The sequence below is a fragment of the Tropicimonas aquimaris genome (assembly GCF_042676185.1).
GTDB lineage: Bacteria > Pseudomonadota > Alphaproteobacteria > Rhodobacterales > Rhodobacteraceae > Tropicimonas > Tropicimonas aquimaris.
Genome location: NZ_JBHTJT010000012.1, coordinates 71,114 through 91,509, shown reverse-complemented (window position 1 = coordinate 91,509; position 20,396 = coordinate 71,114). Strand labels below are relative to the sequence as shown.

Here is a 20,396-nt window from a genome sequence, read left to right as displayed (position 1 = left end):
GGCGCGCCCGGCCCCAAAGCGGCGAGACGCGTCAGCGTCGAGGTGCGAGGGGAACCGCCCCCGCCTCGGTCACGACCTCGTCGAGCGGCTGGTCGGTCGGCTCCGGCGGCAGCGCTTCGACGCGTTGCGCGCCATAGGCAAAGCCCACCGCCCGGATCGGCCCGGCGGCACGCAGGGACTCGAGCGTCCGGTCGTAGAACCCTCCGCCATAGCCCAGCCGATGGAATCGCGGATCGAAGGCCAGCAGCGGTACGATCAGCACTTTCGGCACCAGCCAGTCGCCATCGCGCGGCACCATCACCCGGAAAGGGCCTTCCTCCAGCGCACATCCCGGCCGCCATTCCTTGAAGACAAGCGGCTGCCCCGGCCCCTGGATCACCGGCACGCAGATCCGGTTGGCGCCGGCAAGCGCTTTCATCGCGGGCAGCGGGTCGGCCTCGGTGCGGATCGGGAGGTAGCCGGAGATGACCTGCTCCCGGAGGCTCCCGAGAGCCCGCGTCAGTGCGTCCGACGCCGACTCCCGATGGGCTGCATGGGCCTCGGCCCGCCGCACCATCGCGTCGCGCCGCGCTTGTGCCTTTAGCTCCACGACGCTCAGCGTCACAACAAAACGACGGCGGCGAGGCCGAGGAAGGCGAAAAAGCCCACCACATCCGTAACCGTGGTGACGAAGGTGCCCGAGGCAAGCGCCGGGTCGACGCCCAGCTTCTCCATCGTCACCGGCACAAGGATGCCCGCTAGCGCCGCCACCGCGAGGTTTACCACCATGGCGACCGCGATCACCGCGCCGATCTGGCCGGAGCCGAACCAGAGCAGGGCCACGATCCCCATCACGACGGCGAACACCAGCCCGTTCAGCAGTCCCACCACGAGTTCCCGTCCGACCACGCGCCAGACGTTGGAGCCGGTGAGGTCCTTGGTGGCGATGGCCCGCACCGCGACCGTCAGCGACTGGGTGCCCGCGTTGCCGCCCATCGAGGCCACGATCGGCATCAGCACCGCCAGCGCCACGACCTCGGCGATCACATCGTCGAAGAGCGCGATCACCAGCGAGGCGAGAATGGCCGTCGCGAGGTTCACCGCCAGCCAGGGAAGGCGCAGTTTCGTCGTTTCCATCGCGCTGTCGGAGAGCGAGCTGTCTTCGGCGACACCGGCAAGCAGCAGGATGTCCTCCTCGTGCTCGTCATCGAGCACCGCCATCGCGTCGTCGATCGTGATCACGCCCACGAGGCGGTCGTCGTGGTCGACCACCGGAACGGAGATCAGGTGGTACTGGTTGAACGCATAGGCGACCTCGCCCTCGTCCATGTCCACCGGGACCGTGCGGAACGAATGCTCGGTGATCGATTTCAGCGGCAGCTTCCGCGGGGAGGACAGCAGCTTGCCCAACGTGACGTAGCCCGTTGGTGTCATCGTCGGATCGACGAGAATGACGTGGTAGAACTGGTCCGGCAGGCGGGCGTCCTCCCGGCGCAGGAAGTCGATGGCCTGGCCCACCGTCCAGTGCTCGGGCGCCGAGACCACCTCGCGCTGCATCAGTCGGCCGGCGGAATATTCGGGCCAGCTCAGCGCCTGTTCGACCGCGATCCGCTCGGCGGCGGGCAGCGAGCCCAGGACGATGTCCTTCCGGTCGTCCTCCAGGTCCTCGACGAGGTCGACGATGTCGTCCGACTCGAGATCGAGGACGGCTTCGCTCAGCACCGAATCGGGAAGCGACTCGATAACCTCGGCGCGCACGCCCTCGTCGAGTTCCGACAGGATCTCGCCGTCGATGTCACGGCCCCAGAAACGCAGCAGCAGCTGCCGCGTCTTGTCGCCCACCTGCTCCATGAGGTCGGCGACGTCGGCGGGGTGCATTTCGTCCAGCAGCTTGCCGAGACGCGCGGAATCGCCCGCGTTGATCGCGAGCAGGACCTGCTCGACCCGGTCGCGCTGCAGGGCATACCCTTCGTCCTCGCGTGCTGCAGGTTCGACGGTGTCTTCCGCCATCCCAAGCCCCCTTCCATCCTGTTCGGCTGCAGCATAAGCCTGCATACAGCCGGTGCAACCTGCCGATCGGCGTTGCGGGGCCGGCGGCGGACACCTAGGTTGGATCCATGAACGAACCCTCCACACTCGTGCTCGGCCAGATCCTCGATCTCCACGCAAACCCGTTCGACGTCCCACCGGATGAGGCGGCCCGTTATCTGCGCCGCGGCGGCATCCTGGTCGAGAACGGCAAGATCGCGGCGACCGGCGATGCCGACGGCCTGCGCGCCGCCGCCCCGCAGGCGCGGGTGATCGACCATGGCGATGGGCTGATCCTGCCGGGCTTCGTCGACTCGCACGCCCATTACCCGCAGACGGCGATCATCGCCTCCTGGGGCAAGCGGCTGATCGACTGGCTCAACAGCTACACCTTCCCTGAGGAAATGCGGTTCGGCGACCCGGCCTATGCGGCCGAGATCGCCGATCGCTATCTCGACCTGATGGTCTCTCACGGCACGACCTCGGTGGCGAGCTTCTGCACCATCCACCCCTCCTCGGTCGAGGCGTTCTTCGCGGCCGCCGAGGCCCGCAACATGGCGGTGGTCGCGGGGCGCACCTGCATGGACCGCAACGCCCCGGACGGACTGCGGGACGATGCGCAGACGGCGCATGACGAGAGCAAGGCTTTGCTGGAGACCTGGCACGGCCAGGGGCGCGCGGTCTATGCGATCACGCCGCGCTTCTCTCCGACCTCCACGCCGGAGCAGCTGGAGGCGCTCGGCGCGCTCTGGGCCGAGCACCCCGACTGCCCGATGCAGACCCACCTGAGCGAGCAGACCGACGAGGTCGACTGGGTCCGCGACCTGCACCCGCACCGTCGCGACTATCTCGACACCTACGAGGCGCACGGGTTGCTGCGCGAGGGCGCGATGTTCGGTCATGCGATCTGGCTGACCGACAGCGAGCGCGCCAGGCTGCGCGATCACGGCGCGGCGCTGATCCATTGCCCGACCTCCAATACCTTCATCGGATCGGGCCTCTTCGACACTGCACGCGCCATGGCCGAGGGCCAGCGCGTAGGGCTTGCGACCGACACGGGCGGCGGTTCGTCCTTTTCGATGCTGCACACCATGGCTTCGGCCTACGAGATCGGGCAGCTCTCCGGCACCGCGCTGCACCCGGCGCAACTGCTGTGGCTCGCCACCGCCGGCTCGGCCCGGGCGATGCGCATGGACGACAGGATCGGCACGCTTGCACCCGGCTCGGACGCCGACCTCGTGGTGCTCGATCTCGCCTCCACCCCCGCCATCGCACAGCGGCACGCCCGTTCAGAGACGATCTGGGAAGCGGTCTTCCCGACCATCATGATGGGTGACGATCGCGCCATCGCGGCGGTCTATGTCGCGGGAGCCCAGTTGACGGCAGGCGGCACCCCGCCGGACCAGCACAGCCGCCCTGTGAGCCCTCTGATCGCGGACAGCCTCGGGCTTCCGGGCGGCGCGTGAGCGGTGCGGAGCCGCTAACGCCGATTCCGCCAAACTGCGGCAAAACAGCACCCAAAACCGCGGAAAAGGGCTGAAATCGCGGCAAAACGCCTCTTTTGCACGCATCTCGCTCATACCGAGCGGTCCGTATTTGCATGACCTTTGGGCTTTATATCGAGGCCAGATGGGAGTTTACTCGCGGCGTCCAGGGAAATCGTGATTGCGGGTCGGTTTCCCGAGATCGCCGAGGCGATTCCGGGGTTCCGCGCGAACGACGACTTCCCGCCGGGAGGACGGTTCGGCCATCCGCTCGGGTAACGCCGCTTCCTTCCCGGCTGCGGCCCTAACAAAGCAGTATGACCATGGCGATTTCCAAAGCTCTTGCGGACGAGTTGGAGAGACGGCGCGCCATCGCGCTCGAAGGCGGCGGGGCGGCCAAGGCCGAGGACCGACATGCCAAGGGGCGCATGACCGCGCGCGAACGGCTGGACGAGCTCTACACCAAAGGGACGTTCCAGGAATTCGGCCTGCACGCGCAGCACAAGACCCGTCACTTCGGCATGGAGAAGAAATCCATCCCCACCGATGGCGTGATCGCCGGCTCCGGCTTCATCGACGGTCGGCCCGTCGCAGCCTTCAGCCAGGATTTCGGCGTCGCCGGCGGCTCGCTGGGCGAGATCCACGCCAAGAAGATCTGCCATGTGCTCGACCACGCGGTGAAGGCCGGCATCCCGGTCGTCGGCTTCAACGATTCCGGCGGGGCGCGCATCCAGGAGGGCGTCGGCTCGCTCTCGGCCTACGGGCAGGTGTTCTACCGGAACGTTCAGCTCTCGGGCGTGGTGCCGCAGATCTCGGTCATCGCCGGCCCCTGCGCCGGCGGCGCGGCCTACAGCCCGGCGCTCACCGATTTCCTGATTATGACCCGCGAGAACGCGCAGATGTTCATCTGCGGGCCAGAGGTGATCCGCTCGGTGACCGGCCAGGTCACGACGATGGACGAGATCGGTTCGGCACAGGCCCACGCCAGCGTGTCGGGCAACATCCATTTCATCGCCGAGGACGACGCCCACGCCGTGGCAATCGTGCACCGTCTGCTGTCGTTCCTGCCGTCTAACAACATGATGGACCCGCCGCACAAGATCGAGGCGGATCTCTCGGTCGAGGAGGATCCGACGCTGGACGAACTGGTCCCCGAAGACCCCAAGATGCCCTTCGACTGCCGGGTGGTGATCCGGCAGATCGCCGACGGCGGCGATTTCATGGAGGTGATGGAAAGCTTCGCGGCCAACATCGTGATCGGCTTCGGCCGGATCGGCGGCATCGTGGTGGGCTTCGTCTCCAACCAGCCGACAGTGAAGGCCGGCACGCTCGACATCGACGCCTCCGACAAGGCGGCGCGGTTCGTGCGTTTCTGCAACGTCTTCAACATCCCGCTCGTCACCCTGGTCGATGTTCCGGGCTTCCTGCCCGGCGTCAACGAAGAGCGGCGCGGCATCATCCGGCACGGCGCCAAGATGCTGTTCGCCTATGCTTCTGCCACGGTCCCGAAGATCACGGTGATCATGCGCAAGGCCTACGGCGGTGCGTATCTCGCCATGTGCAGCCAGGACATGGGGGCGGACCGGGTTCTGGCCTGGCCGACCGCCGAGATCGCCGTGATGGGCGCTGAGGGCGCGGTGAACATCCTCTACCGCAAGGAACTTAAGGAAGCCGAGGACCGGGCCGCCAAGGCCAAGGAACTGGCAGACGAGTATCGCGCCGAGTTCGCGACGCCCTATCTCTCGGCCGGAGAGCTCTTCGTCCATGACATCATCCAGCCGCGGCAGACCCGCAGCTCCCTGGCGCTCACCCTGCGCGGCCTGATGTCGAAGCGCGAGACCCGGCCGCCGAAGAAGCACGGCAACATTCCCCTGTAGGCGGAGGCCAGAGCATGATCGACAATCTGGAACTGATCGGCACCGGCTTTGCCGTGGTAATGATGGTCCTGGCGGCGATCTGGGGCGCTTGCGCCCTGGTGGGCAGCTTCTTCATCCGCGCCGACAAGGCACGCGAGAAGGCGGCGGCCGATGCCGCCGCCAAGGCCGCCGCCACCATCCCTGCGTCGCCCGCCGCCCCGGTGGCGGCAGGCGTTCCCCCACATCACCTAGCCGCCATCGCGGCGGCCGTGGCCCATACGCTGGGCGCCGGGTATCGCGTGACCCATGTCGCGGCACCTGCACATCTGGTCTCCAACTGGCCGCTTGAAGGCCGGATCGAGACCTTCTCGAGCCGCCGCATTCGCAAGGACTGGGGTCCGACCCGGCCCACGCTTGGCGGCGAGACCCCCAATATTCTGAGAGGACAGAAGCAATGAAGCGCTTGCGGATCACTGTGGAAGGCGTCGCCTATGACGTGACGGTCGAGGACCTCGACGCGGGCGCCACCGCCGCCCCGGCGGCAGCCGCACCGGCCGCAGCCCCGGCCCCAGCCCCGCGCCCGGCCGCAGCGCCGGCTCCGGCCCCTGTCGCTGCCGCACCGGCCGCCGCCGCCGGCCCCGGCGATGTCGCCAGCCCGCTGGCCGGCACTGTCGTCAGCGTCGATGTCACCGTCGGCCAGGCGGTGAAATCCGGCGACAGCCTGCTGGTGCTCGAAGCGATGAAGATGAACACCAACATCGGCGCGCCACAGGACGGCACCGTCGCCGCCATCAACGTGACCCCCGGCTCCACCGTGACCGAGGGACAGGTCCTTGTAACCCTATCCTGATTGGGGGGCTCCTTCGATGGAAGGCACCGTATCGGAGACCTCCAAGCTCGAGCAGCTCTGGCAGCTGACCGCCATCAATGACGTCACGGGCCAGATGGTCGTGATGTGGGTGATCATCGCCGGGCTGTTCTACCTGGGGGTCTACAAGAAATTCGAACCGCTGCTGCTGATCCCGATCGCATTCGGGGCGCTGCTGGCCAACCTGCCCACCGAGGGCCTTATCAACGCGCCGGTGGGCGACCACCCGGGCGGCCTCTACTACTACATCTCCAAGGGTGTGGAATACGAGATCTTCCCGCCGCTGATCTTCCTCGGCGTTGGCGCTCTCACCGACTTCGGGCCGCTGATCGCCAACCCACGCACCCTGCTGCTCGGCGCGGCGGCACAGTTCGGGGTCTTCGCGACCTTCCTCGGCGCCACGATCATCGGCTTCTCGCCGATGGAAGCCGGCGCCATCGGGATCATCGGCGGTGCGGACGGCCCGACCTCGATCTTCCTCGCCAACAAGCTGGCGCCGCACCTGCTCGCGCCGATCGCCGTGGCCGCCTACAGCTACATGGCGCTGGTGCCGATGCTGCAGCCTCCGATCATGCGCGCGCTGACCACCGAGGAAGAGCGCAAGATCCGCATGAAGTCCCTGCGCACCGTGTCGCGTCTGGAGAAGCTGATCTTTGCCGGAATGGTCACCATCGTCGTCATCCTGCTTGTCCCCGCCGCGGCGGCGCTGATCGGGATGCTGATGCTGGGCAACTTCCTGCGCGAGAGTCTCGTGACGGAACGCCTGACCAAGGCCGCCCAGAACGAGCTGATCAACATCGTCACGATCTTCCTTGGCACCTCCGTCGGCATTACGATGACCGGCGAACGGTTCCTGAACTTCGACACGATGAAGATCCTCGGGCTCGGCGTGATCGCTTTCGGCATCGCCACTGCCTGCGGTGTGCTGATGGCCAAGGCGATGAACCTCGTCAGCAAGAACAAGATCAATCCGCTGATCGGTTCGGCCGGCGTCTCCGCCGTTCCCATGGCCGCTCGGGTGAGCCAGGTCGAAGGACAGCGCGCCGATCCGGGTAACTTCCTGCTGATGCATGCGATGGGCCCGAACGTCGCCGGTGTGATCGGCACCGCCGTGGTCGCGGGGTACTTCATCGCCTGGTACGCCGGCTGACACCCTACCACTCCGGAAGACGCGCCGCCCGCCTCCCCCGGAGGCGGGCGGTGTCCGTTTCAGGTCAGCCCTGCCAATGGCTCTCGCCGGTGGTCTGGCCGTCGCGCGGGTCGAGCACGCGGCGCAGCACCGTGTCCTTGGTCACCTGGCCGATCACCTTCCCGTCGTCCTCGACAGCGATTGTATCGGGGCCATCAAGAAGGATCCGCATCACCTCTTCCACCGGCGTCCTTGCCGCGATACGCGGGCCGGAGGCGTCGCCCACAGCCGGTTCCATCACATCTCGGGCCCGCAACACGCCGAGCGGGTTCATATGGGCCACGAAGTCGGCCACGTAGTCGTTGGCAGGGTTGGAGAAGATCTCCTGCGGCGTGCCGCACTGAACGATCCGTCCGCCCTCCATGATCGCGATGCGGTTGCCCAGCCGGAAGGCCTCGTCCAGGTCGTGGCTGACGAAGATGATCGTCCGGTGCAGCCGCTCCTGCAACTCCAGCAACTCCTCCTGCAGGTGATTGCGGATCAGCGGGTCGAGTGCGGAGAACGGTTCGTCCATCAGCAGGATCGGCGCTTCAGTGGCAAAGGCCCGCGCCAACCCCACCCGCTGCTGCATCCCGCCGGAGAGCTCGCTCACCTTGTTGTCGGCCCAGTCGCTCAAGCCCACGAGTTCGAGCTGTTCCTCGACCTTGGCCGCCCGCTCGGCGCGCGGCATTCCGGCCAATTCCAGCCCGAGCCCGACATTTTCCCGCACGCTGCGCCAGGGCAGCAGGCCGAATTGCTGGAACACCATCGCGACGCATTCGCGGCGGATGCGGCGCAGGTCCGCCGCGGAGGCGCCGACCACCTCCGAGCTCCAGTCACCGTCCCGGATGGTGACTTGGCCACGAACAACGGGGTTGAGCCCGTTGACAGATCTCAGCAGCGTGGATTTGCCCGAGCCGGACAGGCCCATAAGCACCAGGATCTCCCCCTGCGCGACCTCCAGCGAGCAATTGTGCACGCCCAGCACCTGGTCGGTCTCCGCCTGGATATCGGCGCGCGACTTGCCCGCATCCATCAGCGGCAGCGCCACCTCCGGCCGGTCGCCAAAGACGATGGAGACGTTGTCGAACGTAACAGCCGCGCTCATCCCCGCCTCCCGGTCTGCAGCACCCTGTCGAGCATGATTGCAACGACCACGATCACGAAGCCGGATTCGAAGCCGAGCCCGGTGTTCACCTGGTTGAGCGCGCGCACCACCGGCACGCCGAGCCCGTCGGCGCCGACCAGCGCCGCGATCACCACCATCGAGAGCGACAGCATGATGGTCTGGTTCAGCCCGGCCATGATCTGCGGATAGGCATAAGGCAGCTCGACCTTCAGAAGCGTCTGCGTCGGCGTCGCGCCAAAGGCAGTCGCCGCCTCGAGAAGCGGCTTGGGTGTCCGCGATACCCCCAGATGCGTCAGCCGGATCGGCGCCGGCAGAACGAAAACGACCGTGGCGATCAGTCCGGGCACCATGCCGATCCCGAAAAAGACGATCGCGGGGATCAGGTAGACAAAGGTCGGCAAGGTCTGCATCAGGTCCAGAACCGGGCGCAGATAGGTGTAGAACCGCGGGTGATGCGCCGCGACGATGCCAATGGGCACCCCGATCGCCATGCAGACGACGCAAGCCGACAGCACGAGCGTCAGGCTTTCCGTCGTCTCCTCCCAGTATCCCTGGTTGAGGATGAACAGAAACCCGAGGAAGACAAACAGGCAGGTCTTCCAGTTGCGCTGCAGCAGGAACGTCAGGGCGACGAAACCGAGCACAACAGCCAGTGGCGGCGGGGTCTGCAGGACATACAGAATGCCGTCGATCAGCGCCTCCAGCATGTCCGACAGGCCGTCGAAGAACCACTCGCCATGCAGTTGCAGCCAGTCGAAGACGTCGGAGGCCACCTTTCCCACCGGGATCTTGTTGTCGGTCAGCCAGTCCATGCGTGCCCTGCTCCTCCGTGTCGTGGGAAAGAATGGCCCCGACAAAATGCCGGGGCCGGTGCGTCCGGGTTACATCCCCAGGGCGGCCTTCACGGCCGCGACCGCGTCGCCGCCGTCGAGCGTGGTCACGCCATCGAGCCAGGCCGTGAAGACATCCGGGTTGGCCGCGAGCCAGGCGGTGGCCGCATCCGCGGGTTCCTCGCCGCCGTCGAGTATCGCGCCCATGATCTCGTTCTCCATCTCGAGGCTGAAAACGAGGTTGGAGAGCAGCTTGCCCACGTTCTCGCATTCGCCGACATAACCGGCGCGGGTGTTGGTGAAGACCGAGGCGCCGCCGAGGTCCGGACCGAAGAAATCGTCGCCGCCGGTCAGGTAGCCCATGTCGAAATTGGCGTTCATCGGGTGGGGTTCCCAGCCGAGAAAGACGATGGGCTCATCCCGTTTCGTCGCCCGCTCCACCTGCGCCAGCATCCCCTGCTCGGAGCTTTCCTTGACCTCGAAGCCGGAGAGCCCGAAGGCGTCGGCGTCGATCATCGACTGGATCAGGCGGTTACCGTCGTTGCCCGGCTCGATGCCGTAGATCTCGCCTTCGAGCGCCTCTTCATGGGCAGCAATATCGGCGAAATCTTTGATCCCGAGATCCATCGCCGCCTTGTTCACGGCCAGCGTGTACTTCGCGCCGCTGAGGTTCTCGCGCACGGTGTCCACGGTGCCGGCCTCGCGATACGGGGCGATGTCGGCCTCCATCGTCGGCATCCAGTTGCCGAGGAACACGTCGATGTCGCCCTCTGCCATCGAGGTATAGGTCACCGGCACGGAGAGGACCTTGATGTCGGTCTCGTAGCCGAGCGCTTCCAGCACGACGGTCGTTGCGGCGGTGGTGGCGGTGATGTCGGTCCAGCCGACATCCGAAAAGGTCACGGTTTCGCAGGCGGCGTGGGCAAAGGTCCCTGCCGAGATCGCGATCGTGGCAAGCAGCATCGTCTTCTTCATGGTTCGGTCTCCCCTGTTGGCGTGTTCGATCGAGCGTTGTTGATTGACGAGTCAATCAAGCTTCTTCTATTCTCTCCCGTGTTTCAACCATAACCTTGGAGCCAGGGACCGGCTATGCCCAGGATCGGAATGGAGCCCATCAGACGCGCCGCGCTGGTCGAGGCCGCGATCCATGAAATCGGCGCCTCCGGAACCCTCGATGTCACCGTCAGCCAGATCGCCAAGCGGGCCGGCGTATCGGCGGCACTGGCGCATCACTACTTCGGCAACAAGGAGCAGCTTTTCCTCGGCGCTATGCGGCACATGCTTTCGCTTTACGGCACGCAGGTCCGCGAGGGGCTCGCCGTTGCCGACGGACCGCGCGCGCGGCTCGAGGCGATCGTCCGCGCCGGGTTCACCGCCGAGAAGTTCCAGCAGGAGACCATCGCCGCCTGGATGAACTTCTACGTCCTGGCCCAGATTGCCCCCGGCGCGCAGCGGTTGCTGTCGGTCTACCACCGGCGGCTCCACTCGAACCTCGTGCACGACCTGCGCCCGCTTGTCGGCGACACCGCGCCGAAGGTCGCTGCCCACATCGCCGCGCTGATCGACGGGCTCTACCTGCGTCACGCCCTGAAGACCGACCTGACCACCGGGACCGGCGCCACCGCCGAAGTCCTGCGGGCGCTCGATACCGAACTGGCCGCGCTCGGCACCTCCACGCCGCTGCCCGGCACCAGCCCAGACATCTGACCGAAAGTTTCCCCATGACCACCGCCCCCACAGCCAGCCATTACATCGACGGCAGCTACGCCGAGGACGCAGCCGGCACGGCCATCGACATCATCTATCCCGCGACCGGCGAGATCATCGGCCGGGTCCACTCGGCCACGCCGGAAATGGTGGAACGCGCGCTCGCAAGCGCCCGCCGGGCACAGCCGGAATGGGCGGCGATGACGGGCATGGAACGCGGCCGCATCCTCCGCCGCGCCGCGGACATCATCCGGGACCGCAACCGGGAGCTGTCGATCCTCGAGACCTACGACACCGGCAAGCCGCTGCAGGAAACGCTGGTCGCCGATGCGACCTCGGGCGCCGATGCGCTGGAGTATTTCGGCGGCCTCGCCGCGAGCCTTGCCGGCGAATACATCCCCCAGCCCGGCGGCGATTTCGTCTATACGATCCGGCAGGCGCTCGGTGTCTGCGTCGGCATCGGCGCCTGGAACTACCCCACCCAGATCGCCTGCTGGAAGGCCGCCCCGGCGCTCGCCTGCGGCAACACGATGGTGTTCAAGCCGTCCGAGACCACGCCGCTCTGCGCCCTCAAGATCGCCGAGATCCTGACCGAAGCCGGCGCGCCTCCCGGCGTCTTCAACGTGGTGCAGGGCCTGGGCGATGTGGGAGCTGCGCTGGTCAACGACCCACGTGTCGCCAAGGTCTCCCTCACCGGCTCCGTGCCCACGGGCCGCAAGGTCTATGCGGCCGCGGCGGCGGGGATGAAGCACGTCACGATGGAACTCGGCGGCAAGTCCCCGCTGATCGTCTTCGACGACGCGACCCTCGACGACGCCGTGAGCGGCGCGATCCTCGGCAATTTCTACTCCTCCGGGCAGGTCTGCTCCAACGGCACGCGGGTCTTTGTGCAGAAGGGGATCCGGGACGCCTTCCTCGCCCGCCTCTGCGAACGGCTCTCGACCGCGAAGCTCGGCGACCCGCTCGACGAGGCCACCAATTTCGGCCCGATGGTCTCCGAGGCGCAGCTCTCCATCGTGAAGCGATACATCGCCAAGGGCATCGAGGAGGGCGCGTCGCTTGCTTATGGCGGCAAGCGGCAGCCCGGCCCGGGCTTCTTCCTCGAGCCCACCGTCTTTGCCGGCGTCACCGACGAGATGACCATCGCCCGCGAGGAGATCTTCGGCCCCGTCCTGTCGCTGCTCGAGTTCGACGACGAAGAGGAGGTGATCGGACGCGCGAACGCCACCGAGTTCGGGCTGGCCGGCGGTGTCTTCACCAATGACCTCACCCGCGCACACCGCGTCGTGGCGCGGCTGGAAGCCGGGACCTGCTACATCAACACATACAACCTTGCACCCGTGGAAGCGCCCTTCGGCGGGGTCAAAGCCTCCGGCGTCGGGCGGGAGAACTCCAAGGAGGCCATCGCCCATTACAGCGAGGTCAAGACCATCCATGTCGCGATGAACGGCGTGGAGGCGCCGTTCTGATGTCCATGCAGGCGGAATATGTGGTCGTCGGCGCAGGGTCGGCTGGCTGCGCCATCGCATACCGGCTGGCCGAGGCCGGCAAGCGCGTGCTGGTGATCGAGCACGGCGGCAGCGACCGCGGGCCGTTCATCCAGATGCCGGCGGCGCTGTCCTATCCGATGAACATGCCGGTCTATGACTGGGGCTTCAAAAGCGAGCCGGAGCCGCACCTCGGCGGCCGCAGCCTCGCCACGCCGCGCGGCAAGGTGATCGGCGGCTCCTCCTCGATCAACGGCATGGTCTATGTGCGCGGCCATGCCTGCGACTACGACCACTGGGCCGAAAGCGGCGCGGATGGCTGGGCCTTTGCCGACGTGCTGCCCTATTTCAAGCGGATGGAGAGCTGGCACGATGGCGGCCACGGGGGCGACGAGGCATGGCGCGGCCACGACGGCCCGCTGCACGTCACCCGGGGCGAGCGGGCGAACCCGCTGTTCGACGCCTTCGTGCAGGCGGGCCTGCAGGCGGGCTACGAGGTCACGGACGACTATAACGGCGAGAAGCAGGAGGGCTTCGGCCCGATGGAACAGACGGTCTGGAAAGGCCGTCGGTGGTCCACCGCCAATGCCTATCTCCGCCCGGCCCTGAAGCGCCAGAACTGCGAGCTGATCCGCGGCCTCGCGCTTCGTCTCATGATCGAGGAAGGCCGCGCCGTGGGCGTCGAAATCGAGCGGGGCGGCCGGGTCGAGACCATCCGGGCCGAGCGCGAGGTGATCGTCGCCGCCTCCTCGATCAACTCGCCCAAGCTGCTGATGCTCTCCGGCATCGGCCCGGCGGCGCATCTGGCCGAGCACGGCATCACCCCCGTGGCCGACCGCCCGGGCGTCGGGCAGAACCTGCAGGATCACCTGGAGGTCTATCTCCAGATGGCGTCGAAACAGCCGATCACGCTCTACAAGTACTGGAACCTGTTCGGAAAGGGGCTGATCGGGGCACAATGGCTGCTGACGGGCCGGGGCCTCGGCGCCTCCAACCAGTTCGAGAGCGCGGCCTTCATCCGCTCCCGGCCCGGCGTCCGCTACCCGGACATCCAGTATCACTTCCTGCCCATCGCCGTGCGCTACGACGGCAGGGCGGCGGCGGAGGGGCACGGGTTCCAGGCCCATGTCGGCCCGATGCGCAGCCCCTCGCGCGGCGCGGTCACGTTGCGGTCCGCCGATCCCAAGGAGCCGCCGCGGATCTTCTTCAACTACATGTCCACCGAGCAGGACTGGGAGGATTTCCGCGCCTGCATCCGCCTCACGCGGGAGATTTTCGCGCAGGAGGCCTTCGCGCCCTTCGTGAAATCCGAGATCCAGCCGGGCGCTGCGCTGCAAAGCGATGACGAGCTCGACGGGTTCATTCGCGAGCATGCCGAGAGCGCCTATCACCCCTGCGGCACCTGCCGGATGGGACGGCGCGACGATCCGATGGCGGTGGTCGACCCGGAAACGCGGGTGATCGGCGTGGAGGGCCTCCGGCTCGCCGACAGCTCGATCTTTCCCCGGATCACCAACGGCAACCTCAACGGACCCTCGATCATGGTGGGTGAGAAGGCGGCCGATCATATCCTTGGGCGCACCCCGATGGCGCCGGAGAACGTCGCGCCCTGGATCCACCCGCACTGGCAGATCGCGCAGCGCTAGGCCGCTTCAGGCGCCGGCGAGCGGCGAGGCGTCCTCCCGGCTCGCGGTCCCGGCCTGCCGGACGATGGAGGCGACCTGGCGGAGCTGGTCCGACAGCGGGTTCGACTTGCGCCAGACCATGCCGATGGTGCGCGTCGGGCGCGGCTGCCCGAGCCGCGCCAGCGACACGGCGGCCGAGCGGGTCTCGATCGGCACGGCCATTTCAGGGATCAGGGTCACCCCGATGCCCGCCCCGACCATTTGCACCAGCGTCGACAGCGAGCTGCCCTCCATCAACTCCCGCGGCGCCGAGGTGGAGAGCTTGCAGAAGGACAGCGCCTGGTCGCGGAAGCAATGCCCCTCCTCCAGCAGCAGGAGGCGCATCTGCTGCAGCATCTCGGGCTTCGGGACCAGCTTGTCCGCATCCTCCAGCGGCCGCACGAGCACGAATTCCTCCTCGAACAACGCGACCTCCTGCAGCACCGGCTCCGAGATCGGCAGCGCGATGATCGCCGCATCCAGTCGCGCTTCGAGGATGTCGGACACCAGCGTCCCGGTGATTGCCTCCCGCGGGCGCAGGTCGAGCCCGGGATAGGCCGCGGAGAGATCGCCGATCAGCCGCGGCAGCAGGTAGGGCGCGACAGTCGGGATCACACCGATTCGCAGCCGGCCGGCGAGCGGGCCTTGCGAGGCGCGGGCCAGGTCGCGCAGGTCGTCCACGGCGCGCAGGATATCCCGCGCTCTTGCCGCGAACTCCTCGCCGAGGCCGGTCAGACGGGTCTGCCGCCCGCCGCGCTCCACAAGCGGCGCACCGATCAACTCCTCCAGTTCCCGCACCTGAACCGAGAGTGCGGGCTGGGTAATCGAACAATCCTCGGCGGCGCGCCCGAAGTGTCCGTGACGGGCCAGCGCCTCGAAGTAGCGCAGGTGTTTCATCGACAATCCATTCATAACCTCCACTTATGACATCGGTTAGAAAATGCAATTACACTTTATCGTCGACGGCTGCTATTGGATGGCTGCGATTGGAACAAGCCACGCAGTTCCGGGGGATCAGGAAGGCAAATCGACCGGGCCACAGCGCAGCCATTCCCGGCTGAGGCGCGCCCCTGTCATTGCCTGAGATCCCCGCCGAAGCTGCACAGCACAGAGGAACCTTGAAATGGACGGAAACGATATGGAATCGGGCGGCAAGTGCCCGGTCATGCACGGCAGCAACACTGCCAGCGGTAAGTCGGTCATGAGCTGGTGGCCCAACGCGCTCAACCTCGAGATCCTGCACCAGCACGACACCAAGACCAACCCGATGGGCAAGGACTTCAGCTATCGTGAGGCGCTGAAGGACCTGGACGTCGAGGCGCTGAAGAAAGACCTGCACGCGCTGATGACCGACAGCCAGGAATGGTGGCCGGCGGACTGGGGCCATTACGGCGGCCTGATGATCCGCATGGCCTGGCACTCGGCCGGCTCCTACCGCCTCGCCGACGGCCGTGGCGGCGGCGGCACCGGCAACCAGCGCTTCGCCCCGCTGAACTCCTGGCCCGACAACGTCAGCCTCGACAAGGCCCGCCGCCTGCTGTGGCCGATCAAGAAGAAGTACGGTAACAAGATCAGCTGGGCCGACCTGATGATCCTGGCCGGCAACATCGCCTATGAGTCGATGGGCCTGAAGACGTTCGGCTTCGCCTTCGGGCGCGAGGACATCTGGCATCCCGAGATCGACATCTACTGGGGTGCCGAGAAGGAATGGCTCGCGCCGTCCGACGAGCGCTATGACGACGTGGCGAACCCCGCGACCATGGAAAACCCGCTCGCCGCGGTGCAGATGGGCCTGATCTACGTGAACCCCGAGGGGGTGAACGGCAAGCCCGACCCGATGAAGACCGCCGCGCAGGTGCGCGAGACCTTTGCCCGGATGGCCATGAACGACGAGGAGACCGCGGCGCTGACCGCCGGTGGCCACACCGTCGGCAAGACCCACGGCAACGGTGACGCAGCCCTGCTGGGCGCCGATCCGGAAGCCGCCGGCGTCGAGGCGCAGGGCATGGGCTGGGAAAACCCGAACATGGGCGGCAAGGCGGCCAATGCCGTGACCTCCGGCCTCGAGGGCGCATGGACCAGCGAGCCGACCAAGTTCGACATGGGCTTCTTCGAGATGCTGTTCGGCCACGAGTGGGAGCTGCGCAAGTCGCCCGCGGGCGCCTGGCAGTGGGAGCCGGTCGATATCAAGGAAGAGGACAAGCCGGTCGACGCCAGCGACCCTACCCAGCGTCACAACCCGATGATGACCGACGCCGACATGGCGATGAAGGTTGACCCAATCTACAACGAGATCTGCCAGAAGTTCATGGCCGATCCGGAGTATTTCAAGGACACCTTCGCGCGCGCCTGGTTCAAGCTGACCCACCGCGACATGGGCCCCAAGGCCTGCTACATCGGCCCCGACGTGCCCGCGGAAGACCTGATCTGGCAGGATCCAATCCCGGCCGGCCCGACAGGTTATGACGTCGCGGCGGTCAAGGCGAAGATCGCGGCCAGCGGCCTGAGCATGGGCGACATGGTCGCCACCGCCTGGGACAGCGCGCGCACCTTCCGTGGCTCCGACAAGCGCGGCGGCGCCAACGGCGCCCGCATCCGGCTGGCTCCGCAGAAGGACTGGGAAGGCAACGAGCCCGAGCGTCTGGCCCGCGTGCTCTCCGTCCTCGAGCCGATTGCCGCCGAGTCCGGTGCGAGCATCGCCGACGTGATCGTGCTGGCCGGCAACCTCGGCGTGGAGCAGGCGGCGAAGGCCGCGGGCTTCGACATCGAGGTGCCCTTCGCGCCGGGCCGCGGTGACGCGACCGACGAGATGACCGATGCCGAGTCCTTCGAACCGCTGGAGCCGCTTGCCGATGGCTACCGGAACTGGATGAAGAAGGACTACGTGGTCAGCCCCGAGGAGCTGATGCTCGACCGCACCCAGTTGATGGGCCTGACCGCCCCCGAGATGACCGTACTGGTCGGCGGGATGCGGATGATGGGCACCAACCACGGCGGCACCAAGCACGGCGTCTTCACCGACCGCGAAGGCGCGCTGACCACCGACTTCTTCGTCAACCTGACGGACATGGCCAATGTCTGGAAGCCGGCCGGCAAGGGCACCTACGAGATCCGCGATCGCAAGACCGACGCGGTGAAGTGGACGGCGACCCGGATGGACCTGGTCTTCGGCTCGAACTCGATCCTGCGCTCTTACGCAGAGGTCTATGCCCAGGACGACGCCGCCGAGAAGTTCGTGACGGACTTCGTGGCCGCCTGGACCAAGGTGATGAACGCCGATCGCTTCGATCTGGCCTGATCCCCCGCCCCGCGCGGTCGCCACGACTGCGCGGGGCATCCCTACCCGGAGCTCCGGCCTCAGCCCGCGCGCCAGGGCGGCGTCCGACCGATCCGGTCGATCAGGAAATCCATGAAGACCCGCACCTTCGGCGACAGCACGTTGGCCTTTGGATAGACCAGCCAAAGAACCGAACCGTCCGCGACCTCGATCTCTGGCAACACCCGCACCAGTTGCCCCTCCACTAGCTCCCGATGCACGCTCCAGAGCGAGTTGACCGAGATGCCGGCCCCGGCCAGCGTCGCGCCCCTCTGGCTCGCCCCGTCGTCCATCACCAGCCTGCACCGCTCCGGCCTCGGGTCGAACGCGCCCGCCGGCTGGCCATTGCGCATGAGCGGCCGGGGCGCCCGGTCCCGGAAGGCGACGAGGCGATGGGTTTCCAGATCCTCCACCGTCTCCGGCGTGCCGTACTCCGCGAGGTATCCGGGCGAGGCGCAGAGAATACGGGTTTCATCGGCGAGCTTGCGCCCTTTCAGGGCAGTCTCGGCCAGCGGCGCGCTGCGCAGCGCCAGGTCGTAACTCCCCTCGATCAGGTTGAACTGCGTATCCGAGAGCCGCATGTCGAGCGTGATGCCTGGCTGCGCCTCGAGGAACTCCGTCACCAGCGGCATGATGTAAAGTTGCGCGAAACTGCTGGGGGCCGCGAAGCGGAGGGTGCCGGTGGCCGCTACACCGCGCTGGCCGAGCGCCGCGCGTGCGGCGGCTTCCTGGGCGAGGATCTCCCTGGCGAAGGGCAGGAACTCCGCGCCGTCCTGCGACAGCGAGACCCGGCGCGTCGACCGGTGCAGCAGATCGGCGCCGACGCTCTTTTCAAGCCGCGCCAGACGCGCGCTGGCCACGGCTGGGGCCAGCCCCAGATCGCGCCCCGCCGCCCCTATGTTGAGCTTTTCCGCCGCGAGCACGAAGAGGCGCAGGCTTTCAATGTCCATCAGGATTATGTCCGATTTCCGAATTCTGAAGCGTCATTCTCTCTATTTATATGCTATAAATCAATAAATAGCTTCAGCTCACACCGCAAGATTCCGCCACACCCGAACCGGAGGCCCTGTTATGACCTCCTGCTCCGACGGGCGCAGTTGGAGAGAGACATGCCTGATACTACCCCGACGTTTGGCCCGCTCAACCGGGCCTATGACACGGCCTTCCGGCCCGGGCAGCTGAGCCTCGGGCTGGTGGTGCCGCTCTAAGCCTATCCCCAGAGCGCGGTGCCGACGATGCAGGACCATCTGCGGCGCGCGCAACTGGCGGAAGAGCTGGGCTTTGCCGCGCTCTGGCTCCGCGACGTGCCCTTCAACGTCCCCTCCTTCGGCGACGCCGGGCAGACCTTCGACCCCTTTGTCTATCTCGGCCTGCTGGCCGGACGCACCGAGCGCATCGGGCTCGGCGTGGCCAGCGTGATCCTGCCCCTGCGCCATCCTGCGCATGTCGCCAAGGCCGCGGCGAGCGCCGACGTGCTCTCGCAGGGCCGGCTGCTGCTCGGAGTCGCCTCGGGCGACCGACCGGATGAATACCCGGCGATGAACATGGGGTTCGAGGATCGCGGCGACCGCTTCCGCGAGGCGATGGGCTACATCCGTCAGATGGCGGCCTCCTACCCGGCCTTTGCCTCCGGCCACGGCAGCCCGCGCGGGATGGACATGCTGCCCAAACCGACCGCCGGCCGCCTGCCGCTTCTGATCACCGGCAACAGCCGGCAGCACCCGGACTGGGTGGCGGAGCATGGCGACGGCTGGATCACCTATCCCCGCCCCGCCGCTGCCCAACGCGAGGACGTCGCGGACTACCGCAATCGCCTGCAGGCCACAGGCCAGCCCGAAAAGCCGGTGATACAATCGCTCTATATCGACCTTGCCGAAGATCCCGACCTGCCGCCGCGGCCCATTCACCTCGGCTTCCGGTCCGGCGTGCACCCCCTGCGCGACTACCTCGCGGCGCTGCGGGAGATCGGCGTCAACCACGTCGCCCTGAACCTGCGCTTCAACCAGGCCGACATCGAAACAACCATGGCGCGGCTGGCAAAGGACATCCTGCCCGATTTCCCCTCCTGAAAGGATTGACCATGACCAAGACCATTCTGATCACCGGCGCGACGGACGGAATCGGCCTAGAAACCGCCAGGCAGCTTGCGCAATCGGGGCACCGACTCCTGCTCCACGGCCGCAACCCGGAGAAGCTCGAGGCTCTGGGCGCCGAGATGCCGGAGGGCACACGCGGCTTCCTCGCCGACCTGTCGCGCCTCGACGAGGTCGTCCGCCTCGCCGAGGACGTGGCCGCGTCGGAGGAGCGGATCGACGTGATCATCAACAACGCCGGCGTCTACAAGATGGCCGATCCGATCACCGAGACCGGGCAGGACGCTCGCTTCGTGGTGAACACCCTCGCACCGCTCCTGCTGACCCGCCGTCTGCTGGACCGGATGCCGAAAACGGGGCGCGTCATCAGCCTGTCCTCGGCCGCGCAGGCGCCGGTCGATCTCGACGCGCTGAGCGGCACACGGCGCGTGGGGGATATGGACGCCTATGCACAAAGCAAACTGGCGCTCGTCGTCTGGACCCAGGCCCTCGCCCGTGACCACCCCGAGGGGCCAGCCTTCATCGCGGTCAACCCGGGCTCGCTGCTGGCCACCCGGATGGTGCGCGAAGGCTTCGGCGTTTCCGGCAACGACATCGGCATCGGCGCCGACATTCTCAGGCGCCTCGCGGTGTCGGAAGAGTTCGAGGGCTGCTCCGGCATGTATTTCGACAACGATGCCGGGCGCTTTGCCTCGCCGCACCCTGCGGCCGCGGATCCCACGCGCTCGGCCGCCGTCATGGCGACGCTGGAACGGCTCCTGCCCACCTGAACGCTTGGCCGGAGGGG

The 20,396-nt window shown here is 67.0% G+C and carries 17 protein-coding genes and 1 pseudogene; 11 read left to right on the top strand and 7 right to left on the bottom strand.

Annotation, left to right across the window (positions count from 1 at the left end; genetic code table 11):
• Positions 1–31: 31 nt before the first annotated feature.
• Both ACFQ2S_RS10840 and mgtE read right to left on the bottom strand, forming a co-directional pair.
• Entirely contained in the window at positions 32–598 is a 567-nt protein-coding gene (locus tag ACFQ2S_RS10840) for a 5-formyltetrahydrofolate cyclo-ligase (RefSeq protein WP_386074592.1), read from the bottom strand.
• Between the two features lie 2 nt (positions 599–600).
• Complete coding sequence (gene mgtE / locus ACFQ2S_RS10835) at positions 601–1,989, bottom strand: magnesium transporter (RefSeq protein WP_386074476.1); 1,389 nt, start codon at positions 1,987–1,989, stop codon at positions 601–603.
• A 107-nt stretch (positions 1,990–2,096) separates the two neighbouring features.
• Between mgtE and guaD the strand changes: the two genes are divergently transcribed.
• From guaD to ACFQ2S_RS10810, 5 genes are all read left to right on the top strand, one after another.
• The gene (guaD, locus tag ACFQ2S_RS10830; protein WP_386074475.1) at positions 2,097–3,473 is read left to right on the top strand and encodes a guanine deaminase; all 1,377 of its coding nucleotides are present in this window, start codon (positions 2,097–2,099) and stop codon (positions 3,471–3,473) included.
• A gap of 341 nt (positions 3,474–3,814) precedes the next feature.
• Positions 3,815–5,368, top strand: coding sequence for an acyl-CoA carboxylase subunit beta (locus tag ACFQ2S_RS10825; RefSeq protein ID WP_386074474.1), 1,554 nt, complete (start codon positions 3,815–3,817; stop codon positions 5,366–5,368).
• Between the two features lie 14 nt (positions 5,369–5,382).
• The gene (locus ACFQ2S_RS10820; RefSeq protein WP_386074473.1) at positions 5,383–5,805 is read left to right on the top strand and encodes an OadG family transporter subunit; all 423 of its coding nucleotides are present in this window, start codon (positions 5,383–5,385) and stop codon (positions 5,803–5,805) included.
• Positions 5,802–6,197, top strand: a complete 396-nt coding sequence (locus ACFQ2S_RS10815; protein ID WP_386074472.1) for a biotin/lipoyl-containing protein — start codon at positions 5,802–5,804, stop codon at positions 6,195–6,197. Before ACFQ2S_RS10820 ends, ACFQ2S_RS10815 begins: the two co-directional genes overlap by 4 nt.
• Positions 6,198–6,213: 16 nt before the next feature.
• Positions 6,214–7,365, top strand: a complete 1,152-nt coding sequence (locus ACFQ2S_RS10810) for a sodium ion-translocating decarboxylase subunit beta (protein ID WP_386074471.1) — start codon at positions 6,214–6,216, stop codon at positions 7,363–7,365.
• A 64-nt stretch (positions 7,366–7,429) separates the two neighbouring features.
• On the opposite strand, the gene choV is transcribed toward ACFQ2S_RS10810, so the two are convergent.
• The 3 genes from choV to choX form a co-directional block, all read right to left on the bottom strand.
• Entirely contained in the window at positions 7,430–8,491 is a 1,062-nt protein-coding gene (gene choV / locus ACFQ2S_RS10805; protein ID WP_386074470.1) for a choline ABC transporter ATP-binding protein, read from the bottom strand.
• Positions 8,488–9,324, bottom strand: coding sequence for a choline ABC transporter permease subunit (gene choW / locus ACFQ2S_RS10800; RefSeq protein WP_089234456.1), 837 nt, complete (start codon positions 9,322–9,324; stop codon positions 8,488–8,490). The genes choV and choW overlap by 4 nt, the downstream gene beginning before the upstream one ends.
• Before the next feature lie 69 nt (positions 9,325–9,393).
• Positions 9,394–10,317: a choline ABC transporter substrate-binding protein gene (choX, locus tag ACFQ2S_RS10795; RefSeq protein WP_386074469.1), complete on the bottom strand. Its 924-nt coding sequence runs from the start codon at positions 10,315–10,317 to the stop codon at positions 9,394–9,396.
• 114 nt (positions 10,318–10,431) lie between these two features.
• Here choX and betI point away from each other — a divergent pair, with 114 nt between their 5' ends.
• From betI to betA, 3 genes are read left to right on the top strand one after another with little or no spacing between them, the layout of a single operon-like run.
• Entirely contained in the window at positions 10,432–11,049 is a 618-nt protein-coding gene (gene betI / locus ACFQ2S_RS10790) for a choline-binding transcriptional repressor BetI (RefSeq protein ID WP_386074468.1), read from the top strand.
• Between the two features lie 14 nt (positions 11,050–11,063).
• Positions 11,064–12,518, top strand: coding sequence for a betaine-aldehyde dehydrogenase (gene betB, locus ACFQ2S_RS10785; protein ID WP_386074467.1), 1,455 nt, complete (start codon positions 11,064–11,066; stop codon positions 12,516–12,518).
• 5 nt (positions 12,519–12,523) lie between these two features.
• A complete protein-coding gene (betA, locus tag ACFQ2S_RS10780) occupies positions 12,524–14,182 on the top strand; it encodes a choline dehydrogenase (protein ID WP_386074591.1) in 1,659 nt (552 codons plus the stop codon).
• A gap of 6 nt (positions 14,183–14,188) precedes the next feature.
• Here betA and ACFQ2S_RS10775 read toward each other — a convergent pair whose 3' ends face one another.
• The gene (locus ACFQ2S_RS10775; protein WP_386074466.1) at positions 14,189–15,112 is read right to left on the bottom strand and encodes a hydrogen peroxide-inducible genes activator; all 924 of its coding nucleotides are present in this window, start codon (positions 15,110–15,112) and stop codon (positions 14,189–14,191) included.
• A 211-nt stretch (positions 15,113–15,323) separates the two neighbouring features.
• Between ACFQ2S_RS10775 and katG the strand changes: the two genes are divergently transcribed.
• The gene (gene katG, locus ACFQ2S_RS10770; RefSeq protein WP_386074465.1) at positions 15,324–17,498 is read left to right on the top strand and encodes a catalase/peroxidase HPI; all 2,175 of its coding nucleotides are present in this window, start codon (positions 15,324–15,326) and stop codon (positions 17,496–17,498) included.
• Between the two features lie 59 nt (positions 17,499–17,557).
• Here the strand turns inward: katG and ACFQ2S_RS10765 are convergent, their stop codons facing one another.
• Entirely contained in the window at positions 17,558–18,466 is a 909-nt protein-coding gene (locus tag ACFQ2S_RS10765) for a LysR family transcriptional regulator (RefSeq protein ID WP_386074464.1), read from the bottom strand.
• A 273-nt stretch (positions 18,467–18,739) separates the two neighbouring features.
• On the opposite strand from ACFQ2S_RS10765, the pseudogene ACFQ2S_RS10760 reads away from it, so the two are divergent.
• A pseudogene (locus tag ACFQ2S_RS10760) lies at positions 18,740–19,585 on the top strand (TIGR03571 family LLM class oxidoreductase); the annotation flags it as partial.
• An 11-nt stretch (positions 19,586–19,596) separates the two neighbouring features.
• Positions 19,597–20,379, top strand: a complete 783-nt coding sequence (locus ACFQ2S_RS10755; protein WP_386074463.1) for an SDR family NAD(P)-dependent oxidoreductase — start codon at positions 19,597–19,599, stop codon at positions 20,377–20,379.
• Positions 20,380–20,396: the final 17 nt, after the last annotated feature.

Coding starts and splice junctions, on each gene's coding strand:
- mgtE (WP_386074476.1), bottom strand. CDS start 1,989: ATGGCGGAAGACACCGTCGAACCTGCAGCACGCGAGGACGAAGGGTAT.
- guaD (WP_386074475.1), top strand. CDS start 2,097: ATGAACGAACCCTCCACACTCGTGCTCGGCCAGATCCTCGATCTCCAC.
- ACFQ2S_RS10825 (WP_386074474.1), top strand. CDS start 3,815: ATGGCGATTTCCAAAGCTCTTGCGGACGAGTTGGAGAGACGGCGCGCC.
- ACFQ2S_RS10820 (WP_386074473.1), top strand. CDS start 5,383: ATGATCGACAATCTGGAACTGATCGGCACCGGCTTTGCCGTGGTAATG.
- ACFQ2S_RS10815 (WP_386074472.1), top strand. CDS start 5,802: ATGAAGCGCTTGCGGATCACTGTGGAAGGCGTCGCCTATGACGTGACG.
- ACFQ2S_RS10810 (WP_386074471.1), top strand. CDS start 6,214: ATGGAAGGCACCGTATCGGAGACCTCCAAGCTCGAGCAGCTCTGGCAG.
- choV (WP_386074470.1), bottom strand. CDS start 8,491: ATGAGCGCGGCTGTTACGTTCGACAACGTCTCCATCGTCTTTGGCGAC.
- choW (WP_089234456.1), bottom strand. CDS start 9,324: ATGGACTGGCTGACCGACAACAAGATCCCGGTGGGAAAGGTGGCCTCC.
- choX (WP_386074469.1), bottom strand. CDS start 10,317: ATGAAGAAGACGATGCTGCTTGCCACGATCGCGATCTCGGCAGGGACC.
- betI (WP_386074468.1), top strand. CDS start 10,432: ATGCCCAGGATCGGAATGGAGCCCATCAGACGCGCCGCGCTGGTCGAG.
- betB (WP_386074467.1), top strand. CDS start 11,064: ATGACCACCGCCCCCACAGCCAGCCATTACATCGACGGCAGCTACGCC.
- betA (WP_386074591.1), top strand. CDS start 12,524: ATGCAGGCGGAATATGTGGTCGTCGGCGCAGGGTCGGCTGGCTGCGCC.
- ACFQ2S_RS10775 (WP_386074466.1), bottom strand. CDS start 15,112: ATGAATGGATTGTCGATGAAACACCTGCGCTACTTCGAGGCGCTGGCC.
- katG (WP_386074465.1), top strand. CDS start 15,324: ATGGACGGAAACGATATGGAATCGGGCGGCAAGTGCCCGGTCATGCAC.
- ACFQ2S_RS10765 (WP_386074464.1), bottom strand. CDS start 18,466: ATGGACATTGAAAGCCTGCGCCTCTTCGTGCTCGCGGCGGAAAAGCTC.
- ACFQ2S_RS10755 (WP_386074463.1), top strand. CDS start 19,597: ATGACCAAGACCATTCTGATCACCGGCGCGACGGACGGAATCGGCCTA.